Origin of the sequence: Cellulomonas sp. IC4_254 (assembly GCF_011603975.1) — a bacterium.
Lineage (GTDB): Bacteria > Actinomycetota > Actinomycetes > Actinomycetales > Cellulomonadaceae > Cellulomonas.
In genome coordinates, this window is sequence record NZ_JAANNB010000155.1 from 1 (window position 1) to 9476 (window position 9476).

The following is a 9476-nucleotide window of genomic DNA, read 5'->3' on the forward strand; positions in this document are numbered from 1 at the left end:
GCGCGTGCTGGTCGGCGCGGTGCTGCGCCGGCACCGCGAGCGCCAGGGCCGCACCCTGCGCGACGTCGCCGAGGCCGCCCGGGTCTCCGTGCCCTACCTGTCCGAGGTCGAGCGCGGTCGCAAGGAGGCGTCCTCCGAGGTGCTCGGCGCCGTGTGCCGGGCGCTGGGGCTGCGGCTGGTCGACCTGGTGGGCGACGCGCACGCGGTGCTCGCCCGGGCCGAGGGCCGCGTCGTCGTCGACCTGGCGGGCACCCCCGGGGCGGGCACCGGCCTGGCCCCGGTCGCCCCGCTCCCCACCCGCCCGGCCCGGTCGGCGGTCCTGCTCGCGGCCTGACCCGAGGCCTCCTGACCCCCCGCCACGAGTGGAGCGTCCTGCCCGACACGCGCGGCGTGTCCGGGCAGAACGCTCCACTCGTCCCGGCGCCGGGCCGCCTGCACGCTCAGGCCGCAGCGGACGGGGCGCGCGCCGGCTTGAGCGTCGTGATGACGGTGTCCGCCACGCCGTACGCCACCGCCTGCTCGGCGGTCAGCACGAGATCGCGGTCGGTGTCGGCGCGCAGCTGCTCCCGGGAGCGCCCGGTGTGCGCCGCGAGGATCTCGTCCACCTGGGCGCGCAGCCGCAGGATCTCGGCCGCCTGCAGCTCGAGGTCGGCGGCCGTGCCCTGCGCCCCGCCGGACGGCTGGTGCAGCAGCACCCGGGCGTGCTCGAGGACGTGCCGCTGCCCCGGTGCCCCGGCCGCGAGCAGCACCGCCGCCGCGGACGCCGCCTGCCCGAGGCAGAACGTCGCCACGTCCGGCCGGACGTACCGCATCGTGTCGTAGATCGCGAGCAGCGCCGTGACGGAGCCGCCCGGGGAGTTCAGGTACAGGTGGATCGGCTTGTCCGGGTCCTCCTGCTGCAGGTGCAGCAGCTGGGCGATGACCACGTTCGCCACGCCGTCGTCGATCTCGGTGCCGATGAACACGATCCGATCGCTCAGCAGCCGGGAGAACACGTCGGACGCGCGCTCGCCGTTCGGCCGCTGCTCGACGACCACCGGGACGGTGTACGAGCCGGCCATCACAGGCCCGCCCGTCGCTGCGCGGCGTCCGGGCGGACGTCGTCCAGGTGCTCGACCACGCGGTCCACGAACCCGTACGCCAGCGCCTCCTCGGCGGTGAACCAGCGGTCCCGGTCCGAGTCGCGCTCGATGGTCTCGACCGCCTGCCCGGTGTGCTCGGCGATGAGCGCCTGCATGGTCCGCTTGGTGTGGGCCATGTTCTGCGCCTGGATGGCGATGTCGACGGCGGTGCCCCCGATGCCGCCGGACGGCTGGTGCATCAGCACGCGCGCGTGCCGCATGACGTTGCGCTTGCCCGGGGTCCCGGCGCTCAGCAGGAACTGCCCCGCGCTGGCCGCCAGCCCCATCGCGAGGGTCGCCACGTCGTTCGGGATGAGGCGCATGGTGTCGTACATCGCCATCGCGGCCGTGACGGAGCCGCCGGGCGAGTTGATGTAGAGCGCGATGTCGCGCCGCGGGTCCTCGGCGGACAGCAGGAGCAGCTGCGCGCACACGCGGTTGGCGACGGCGTCGTCGACCTCCTGGCCGAGCACGACGATGCGCTGGTGCAGCAGCCGCGCGGCGAGGTCGTCGTCGAAGGCGCGGGCCGGCGGGGCCTCGGCGCGGGCGGTGGGGACGGGGACGGATGACATGCGGGGCCTCCTCGGTGGGCTGGTCCTCGCACGCTCGCACCGGGACGCCGGCCCGCGGGGCAGGCTCTGCCGTGGGCAGACGCCGTCTGCTGCGGGCAGACGGCCGGGGTCTGCCGCTCGGTCAGCGCGCCGCGGCGGGCAGCTGGTCGTCGGCGGCGGCCCCGGCCAGGCGCGCCGTGCCGTCCGCGGGCGCGTCCCCCGCCGCCACCACGTCCGCGACCACCACCGTGACGTTGTCCCAGGCGTCGGCGTCCAGCGCCTCGCCCACCAGCGCCTCGGCGACCGCCTCCGGCCCGCCCGGCGTGCCGAGCAGCGCGAGCACCCGCTCCTCCGGCACGTAGTCGGTGAGCCCGTCGGTCGACATCAGCCACCGGTCACCCGGCCTGGCGTCCACCTCCAGCACCGTCACGTGCGCCGCGTCCTCGGCGTCGCCCGCCAGGCAGTGCAGGATCACGTTGCGCCGCGGGTGGTGCGCCGCCTCGGCCGCGTCGATGACCCCGGCCTCGACCAGCAGCTGCACCAGCGAGTCGTCCCGGGTGATCCGGCGCCCCTCGCCGTCCCGCCACAGGTACGCCCGCGAGTCGCCGATGTGCACCACCCGGACCGCCTCGTCCGCGCAGAACACCCCGGTGAACGTCGTCGCCATGCCCTCCAGCGACGGGTCCGAGCGCACCCGCTCGGCGAGGTCGGCGTTCGCGGTCGCCACGGCCGTGCGCAGGTCCTCGGCGGTGAACCCGTCCGACCCGGAGGCTGCGAGCGCGGCCATCAGGCGGTGCGCGACGGTCCAGGACGCGACGTCCCCGCCCGCGTGCCCGCCGACGCCGTCGGCGACGAACGCGTAGCCCGGCGCGCAGCCGGCGGAGTCCTCGTTGTGCGGCCGGTGCTCGCCCGCGACCGAGCGCAGGGCGGCGTCGAGGGTGAGCGGCACTGCGGCACCTCCAGGGGGATCGGGCACCTCGTGACCCCACGATGCCACGTCCGGGCGCGCGCGCGTACCGGACGCCGGCCACGGAGGTACCCCGAGGTGCGCGGCCCGGGTTGCAGCACCCCGGACCGTGCCGCCCTCAGGTGATCAGCCCGCGCAGCGCCTCGGGGCGCACGTCGGTCTGCCCGGCGATCACCGCGCGCGCCCGGTCGGTCGCGTCCCACACGTTCCACAGCAGCACGCCCGCGACCCGGCCGTCGTCGAGGTAGTACACGACGCCCGCCCCCAGGTCGTCGGCGTGCCAGTCCTCGACGGTCGCCAGCGAGGCGTCCAGCCGGCCGACCGCCTCGTAGCCGAGCTCGAACAGGTCGGAGTAGAAGAACGGCGTGTGGTCGTACGGCTCGTCGGCCCCGGCCAGGTTCCGCCCCGCCTGCCGGCCCATCGTGGTCGCGTTGTCGACGTGCTCGACGCGGCGGCGCCCGAGCAGCCGGTCGGGGTACTGCGCGACGTCGCCCGCCGCCCACACGTGCGGGTCGGAGGTGCGCAGCCGGTCGTCCACCACCACGCCGTCGTCGACCTCCAGGCCCGCCGACCGCGCCAGGTCGGTCTCGACCTGGAGGCCCGCGCCGACGACCACGCCGTCCGCCGCGATCGTGCGCCCGTCGTCCAGGGTCACCGTCACCCCGTCCGGCCCCGACTCCGTCGCCGTCACCGTCGCGCCGCGCAGCAGCGTCACGCCCGCCTCGGCGTACCGGCGCTCGACCCGCCGGGCGAGCGTGTCCGGGAACGTCGACCCGGTGAGCACGTCCTGGGGGAACACCAGCGTGACCCGGGTGTCGTTCTGCACCAGCGCCGCCGCGAGCTCGGTGCCGATGTAGCCGCCGCCGACCACGACGACGTGCCGGCCCCCGCCGGCGAGGTCCCGCAGCCGCTCGTAGTCCCGGACGGTGCGGAAGTAGATGACCCGGCCGGAGTCCTCCACCCCCGGCAGCCGGCGCGGGTGCCCGCTGGTCGCGAGCAGCAGCGCGCCGTAGCCGACGGTCACGTCCGCGTCCGTGGTCACGGTCCGCGCGCCCGTGTCGACGGCGACGACCGACTCCCCGAGCAGGAGCTCCGCGCGCGTCTCCTCCGCCGTCGGCAGCCACACCCCGTCGAACGCGAACTCCGGGTCCGTCCAGAGCTTCTTGGTGAGGGCGGGCCGGGTCACCGGGCCGGTCGGCTCGCGGCCGACGACCAGGACCGTGCCGTCCGGGTCGACCTCCCGGATCCCGTGCGCGGCGGCGTCGCCCGCCATGCCGGCCCCGACGATGACGTAGTCGTAGCTGTCCCGCACCGTGCCTCCCCAGGTCGCGTCCTCGCGGCCCAGCCTGGCGCGACGGGTCGCGGGACGCCACCCTCGGGTGGTCCGTGCCGCGCGCAGCACGCAACCCGGACCGCGATCGCCACTCAAACCACCGGCGAGCGACGCGTGATCGGCCACTCACCGGCACCGGGTCCACGCATCTGGCTCCTACGGTCGGTGCCGCGTGCCGCCCGGTCTGGGACCGGCACCGGGTCGAGGCCGACCGGACTCGTGGACGACCTGAGAGGAAGCCCGTGGCAGAGCTCGTCGTGGACCACGCGTCGCTGCGGACCGCAGGCAGCGGCATCCGCAGCACCGCGCAGTCGATGCCCCCGTTCCGGTGGATCGCGGACTGCGACCCGGGGTCGTCCCAGGTCGCGGCGGCGGCCGAGCACGCGGCGGCGCTCGTGACGTCCCAGGTGCTCGGTGCGGCGGCCGAGATGTTCCGGATCGGGCAGCGGGTGCTCGACGCCAGCACCGACTACGCCGCCGCCGACCGGGCGCTCTGAGGGCCGTGCGATGACCCAGTGGACACCGGACGACCCGGGCGCCGGGGACGCGGACGCGCTGCGCACCCAGGCCGCCCGCCTGGACACCCTCGCCCGACAGCTCGCCGAGGCGTGCTCCTCGGTGCGCCGGTACCGGGAGCTGCTCGGCCCCGACGTGTGGACCGGGACCGCGGCGGAGGCGTTCCGCGTCGGCAGCGCGACCCACCTCGCGAACCTGACCCGCCTGGTCGAGACGGTCGCGCCGTGCGCGACGGCGCTGCACGTCTACGCGGGTGCCGTGCAGCGCATCGCCGATGACGCCGCCGCGGCCCGTGGGCGCCACACCGAGGCCGCGAGCGAGCACGCCCGGGCCCTGCGCCTGCTCAGTCAGTACGACGCGGCGCCCGCCGGCACCGTGTCAGACGTCTCGATGGGCGCTCAGCGGACCGCCCGGGACGACGCGGTGCGTCGGATGTCGCACGCCGGGCACGAGCTGCAGGCGCTCGCCGACGAGCGCGCCTCTGCCGACGCCCGCGTGCTGCTCGACCTGCACGCCGTGACCGCGATCGCCGACTGGTCCGCCCTCGGCGCCGACCTGGCCGCGGCGGGCCTGCACCGACCCGGTGACCTCAGCACGTCCGGGCTGCGCGACGCCCTGCTCCGCCTCGCCCGCGACATCCTCGGCGGCGACACCTCCGCAGCGACGCTCGCGGCACTGCAGAACCTGCTGGACGCGCACGCCGACGACCCGACGCTGCTCAGCACGTTCTTCGCCCGCCTGGGCGGGGCGGGGACTGCGGACCTGGTCTCCCGGGTCGGTGCCCGTGTGCTCGACAGGCGCGTCGACCACGAGACGGGCCTGCGCCTGGCGGTGACGCTCCAGTCCGCGCTGTCCGCGGCGTCCACGCTGTGGACCCCGGCGCGCGCCCGGGCGTTCGCGCGCGACCTGGCCGGTGCCAGCGACGGCGCCGCGGTCGTGGGGTTCCTGTTCGGCAACCCCTGGACCGCGCCGATGGGTGAGCACCTCACCGTCGCGATGGCGGACCTGATCGACCAGCGCGAGCGGCTCGGCACGGGACCGTGGGCCTCCGGTCTCGCCGGTGGTGCCCTCGCGCTCGCGAACCTCCAGTTCCCGGACCGGGCGGGACGGGCGGCGGACCCGGCCGGCGCCGTGCTGCAGACCCTCGGGCAGTACCCCGACGCCGCCCTGGCCTGGCTGACCGCCGGCGGCCCGGTGCCGGGCGCCGGACGGGCCGACGCGTTCCCGCGGATCGCCCACTGGGCGGGCGCACGCGTGTGGCCCGAGGCCGACGGGTACACCGCGGTCACGGCACTGTGGTCGGGCATGCAGCTGGCCACCGGCGGCCCGAACGACCCAGCTGGCTGGGACCAGGGTGCGTGGACGGCGCTGGCCGAGGCGAACTCGGCGTTCATCGCCGCGTTCCTGGGCAACCCGCACGTGCTCCCCGAGCACCTGGACGAGGAGGCACGGATCAACCTCGTCACCGCGATCACCCGGCAGCTGCCGCTGCTGCGGGAGGTGCCCCTGGTCCGGGACTCGGAGAACTCCTCCGACCTGACGGTCCCGGGGTACATGGTCGAGTACGGGTCGGACGTCATCCTCACCAACACCACCCGCGCCGAGCTCGCCGCGCTCTTCGGCCTCGCCGGCAGCTCGGCCGCGGGCGCCGAGGCGCTGCGCGATTCCGTCTCCCTGCTGCAGAGCGCGATGCTCGGCGCGGCCGCGGACCGCACGGGCTACAGCCCCGAGACGGCGCTCGCCGCCGTCTCAGACCTGCAGGCGATCCTCGACGGCGCGCTTGAGGGTGCTGCTCGGGGCATCGCGGTGCGGCACGACGCCCGGGTGCAGTCGCTCATCGACACCGCCGTGACCGCCGCCGGGTTCGTGCCGCTGCCCGGGTCGGGCAAGGCCGCTGAGACACTCGCACGAGGCGCCTCCGCCGTCCTCCGGGAAAGCCTGGCGACTCAAGCCGGAGAGGCGGTCGTCGACCTCGCACGGGACGGGCTGGTCGACGCGCTGGCCTCCGGAGCCAGCAACGCGTGGGCCAGCACCTTGGGTGACCCCACCGCTGATCCGGACGAGGCCAAGGAGTCCTTGTCGGCCGCACTCCGTCCCTGGGTGACGGCCCTGCAGCCCGGCGCCCTCAAGCATCAGGGCGACAACGTCTCGTACTACGTCGGGGAGCTGCTGAAGGGGTACGAGTCCGCGCGCGACGCGGCACGCGACGCGGCGGGGATGACCTCGTGACCGCTCCAAGTGCCGTCCCCGTGCTGCGCCGCACCCGCACGCGCGTCGTCGCGGCCGTCGTCACGGTCGCCCTGCTGCTCGTCGGCCAGCACCTGTGGCAGCAGCACCAGGCCCGCCAACCCGTCACCGACCCCGCCCGAGCCGGCGTACCCGCCGTGCACTGGCCGAACGGCCACGGCACCGGCCGCTGGGACCACGACCCCTGGGTCCAGACCCTCCGCGAGGCTCTGACCCTCCTGGCCGTCGCCGCCAACACCGGCGACTTCACCGACCCCGCCCTGCGCACCATCGTCTCCCAGGACTACCTCGAGTCCTATGCCCAGAGCAGGGCGGAGCTGCGCTCGACGACCTACCAACCCGGGCCGTGGCCCTTCGCGGTCCGCGACCTGGAGACCACCGAGACCTCCGCCACCGTGCACACCTGCCGCACGGGGCACTGGACCATCTCCGACCCGGGCTACGTGCCCACCCCGGAGGCTGTCACCACGGGACGGGGCCACAGGGTCGTGTGGGAGCTGGCCATGCGGCCCGACGGGTCCCGCTACGTCACCTCGGCCACCAACGTCCCGCGACCTTACGACCTGTGCCCTGCCCCCGGCATCGTCGTCGGCTACTTCGACCCACCGCCCCCTTACGGCCAGCAGCGCGGACCCGTCATCGGACCCGACGGCCAGGTCCGCCAACCCACCTACCCCTACGACACGCCGCAGCCCACCAGCACCCAGGCCCCCGAACCGGTCGAGCAGACAGCCCGCGACGGGCGCTGACCGCCAGGTCACGGCAGCGGCGTGACCGTCCACGTCCCGTTGGTGCTGAGCGCCACGACCCCCGGCAGCGCGACGTCCGCCGTCTCGCTCAGCGGCTCGTCGCCGCCGAGCACCAGCGACGCCGGGCCGGTGGCGGGGTCGACGTCCACCGCGGAGACGACCCGGGCGAGCAGCGAGTCGCCCTCGCCCGCCGGGGTGTAGTCGATCCGGGCGCCGCTCGCGGTGTCGCCGAGCAGCAGCACCGCGGCGCCGGTCCCCTGCTGCGGCCCGCTCAGCACGGGCAGCTCGTTCCAGCTGGAGAACGTGAGCGTCCACGGGCCGGCCGCGTCCAGCAGGAAGCCCTGCTTGGCGTCGGTGCCCTCGAGGACGTCGACCAGGTAGGACCCGGTGAGCGGGCCGGGGCCGGCGCCCCACGGGGACATCCGGCCGTCGGAGGTGAGCACGACGTCACCGGTGCAGGCGGCGCAGTCGAGGCGGGCGACCACGCCGAAGTCGCCGTCCCGGACGACCGCGATCCGCGCCGGGCCCTCGCCGGACACCGCGGCCGGGGCGCCCTCGGCCACGGTGCCGGCGTTGAGCAGCGGGCGCTCCGGCTCGGCCGTCGGCGTGGGCGTCGGCGCGGCGGTCGGGGTCGCGCTCGGTGCGGGGGCCGACGACGACGGGGCCTGCGCGGCGGGCTCCGGCTCGTCCGACCCCCCGCACCCCGCGAGCAGCAGGACGGGCAGGGCGGCGAGGGCGACGGCGCGCGTGCGGGCGCTGGGGGTCGGCATGCCCGCCATCCTGCCCGCCGGTCAGGCCGGCAGCGCGCCGGCGACCACGCGGCCGCGGGACACGACGGCGACGATGTTCTCGACCCGGAGCGCGTCGACGTCCTCCCACGGCCGGCCGCGCAGCACGACGAAGTCGCTGCCGAGGCCGGGACGGAGCCGCCCGGTGACGTCGCCCATCCGGATCGCGTCAGCCGCGTCCGAGGTGGCGGCGGCGAGCGCCCGCGCGGGCGTCCAGCCGAACATCGCCGCCATCGTGCGGACCTCCTCCATCTGGTCGCCGAACCCGACGAACTGCCCCGACGCGTCGGTGCCGAGCACGAACCGGACGCCGGCCTCGGCGGCGCGGGCGAACCCGGCGTCCCGCAGGGCGACGACGTCCTGGGCCTTGGCCTGCGCCTCGGCCGACACCGGGCGGCGGCCCTCGGCGATGATGTCGTTGATCAGCAGCGTGGGCGCGACCGGCAGGTTCCGCTCGACGAGCGTCGCGAGGTGGTGCTCGGCGATCGCGGTGCCGTGCTCGATCGAGTCGACGCCCTCGGCGAGCGCGATGTCGAGCCCCTCGACCGAGTGCGTGTGCGCGGCGACCAGCATGCCGAGGGCGTGCGCCTCGTCGACGGTGGTGCGGATCTCCTCGGTGGTCTGGTTGCGCCAGCCGACCTTGTCGCCCATCGAGAGCACGCCGCCGGAGGTGTAGATCTTCACGCCGGCGGCACCGGACCGGGCCCACACGCGCACGAGCTTGCGGCACTCGTCGGGGCTGTCCGCGGTCGGCGGGCGGTGCGGGTAGTGCGGGGGGACGAACAGGTCGCCGTGCCCGGCGGTCATGCCGACCTGGCCGTGCGCGAGCAGCCGCGGGCCGGTGAGCACGCCGGCGTCGAACGCCCGGCCGACCGCGAGCTGGATGGAGTCGGCGGCGAGGTCGCGGAGCGTGGTGACGCCGGCCCGGGCGCAGCGCAGCGCGTTGGCGGCGACGTGCAGCGACCGCTCCTCCGGCGGGGTGAGGATCGGCCACGCCGACGGGTCCTTGGCGGGCGCGCCGGCCGGGTAGCCGAGGTGCACGTGCGTGTCGACCAGCCCGGGGACCACGCTCAGGTCGGCGTGCCGGGCCGGCGCCTCCTCGACGGCGAGGATCTGGTCGCCCGACCACGTCAGCCGGGCGGGGCCGACCTCGCGCTCGCCGTCCCAGAGCGGGAGGCCGTCGAGGACGTGGGGCGTGCTGTCG

General features: G+C 75.9%; 10 protein-coding genes. 4 read left to right on the top strand and 6 right to left on the bottom strand.

Going from position 1 to position 9476, the window contains the following annotated elements; all coding sequences use genetic code 11:
* The first annotated feature begins 4 nt into the window (after positions 1 to 4).
* Positions 5 to 334, top strand: coding sequence for a helix-turn-helix transcriptional regulator (locus tag G6556_RS14155; protein WP_346774911.1), 330 nt, complete (start codon positions 5 to 7; stop codon positions 332 to 334).
* A gap of 106 nt (positions 335 to 440) precedes the next feature.
* Here G6556_RS14155 and G6556_RS14160 read toward each other — a convergent pair whose 3' ends face one another.
* The 4 genes from G6556_RS14160 to G6556_RS14175 form a co-directional block, all read right to left on the bottom strand.
* Positions 441 to 1061: an ATP-dependent Clp protease proteolytic subunit gene (locus G6556_RS14160; RefSeq protein WP_166942617.1), complete on the bottom strand. Its 621-nt coding sequence runs from the start codon at positions 1059 to 1061 to the stop codon at positions 441 to 443.
* Entirely contained in the window at positions 1061 to 1693 is a 633-nt protein-coding gene (locus G6556_RS14165) for an ATP-dependent Clp protease proteolytic subunit (protein ID WP_166942620.1), read from the bottom strand. The genes G6556_RS14160 and G6556_RS14165 overlap by 1 nt, the downstream gene beginning before the upstream one ends.
* A 121-nt stretch (positions 1694 to 1814) precedes the next feature.
* Entirely contained in the window at positions 1815 to 2621 is an 807-nt protein-coding gene (locus G6556_RS14170; protein WP_346774909.1) for a protein phosphatase 2C domain-containing protein, read from the bottom strand.
* Between the two features lie 136 nt (positions 2622 to 2757).
* Positions 2758 to 3951 carry an FAD-dependent oxidoreductase gene (locus G6556_RS14175; RefSeq protein WP_346774910.1) on the bottom strand — a complete coding sequence of 398 codons (1194 nt, stop codon included), beginning with the start codon at positions 3949 to 3951 and terminating at the stop codon, positions 2758 to 2760.
* Positions 3952 to 4214: 263 nt separating this feature from the next.
* On the opposite strand from G6556_RS14175, the gene G6556_RS14180 reads away from it, so the two are divergent.
* The 3 genes from G6556_RS14180 to G6556_RS14190 are packed head-to-tail and all read left to right on the top strand — an operon-like array spanning position 4215 to position 7484.
* Positions 4215 to 4469, top strand: a complete 255-nt coding sequence (locus tag G6556_RS14180; RefSeq protein ID WP_166942623.1) for a hypothetical protein — start codon at positions 4215 to 4217, stop codon at positions 4467 to 4469.
* A gap of 10 nt (positions 4470 to 4479) precedes the next feature.
* Positions 4480 to 6717, top strand: a complete 2238-nt coding sequence (locus tag G6556_RS14185) for a hypothetical protein (protein ID WP_166942625.1) — start codon at positions 4480 to 4482, stop codon at positions 6715 to 6717.
* Positions 6714 to 7484 carry a hypothetical protein gene (locus G6556_RS14190; protein ID WP_166942628.1) on the top strand — a complete coding sequence of 257 codons (771 nt, stop codon included), beginning with the start codon at positions 6714 to 6716 and terminating at the stop codon, positions 7482 to 7484. The genes G6556_RS14185 and G6556_RS14190 overlap by 4 nt, the downstream gene beginning before the upstream one ends.
* An 8-nt stretch (positions 7485 to 7492) precedes the next feature.
* Here the strand turns inward: G6556_RS14190 and G6556_RS14195 are convergent, their stop codons facing one another.
* Both G6556_RS14195 and G6556_RS14200 read right to left on the bottom strand, forming a co-directional pair.
* Entirely contained in the window at positions 7493 to 8254 is a 762-nt protein-coding gene (locus G6556_RS14195; RefSeq protein ID WP_166942631.1) for a hypothetical protein, read from the bottom strand.
* A 21-nt stretch (positions 8255 to 8275) separates the two neighbouring features.
* On the bottom strand, positions 8276 to 9476 hold a 1201-nt coding region (locus G6556_RS14200), incomplete at its 5' end, for an amidohydrolase family protein (protein ID WP_166942633.1).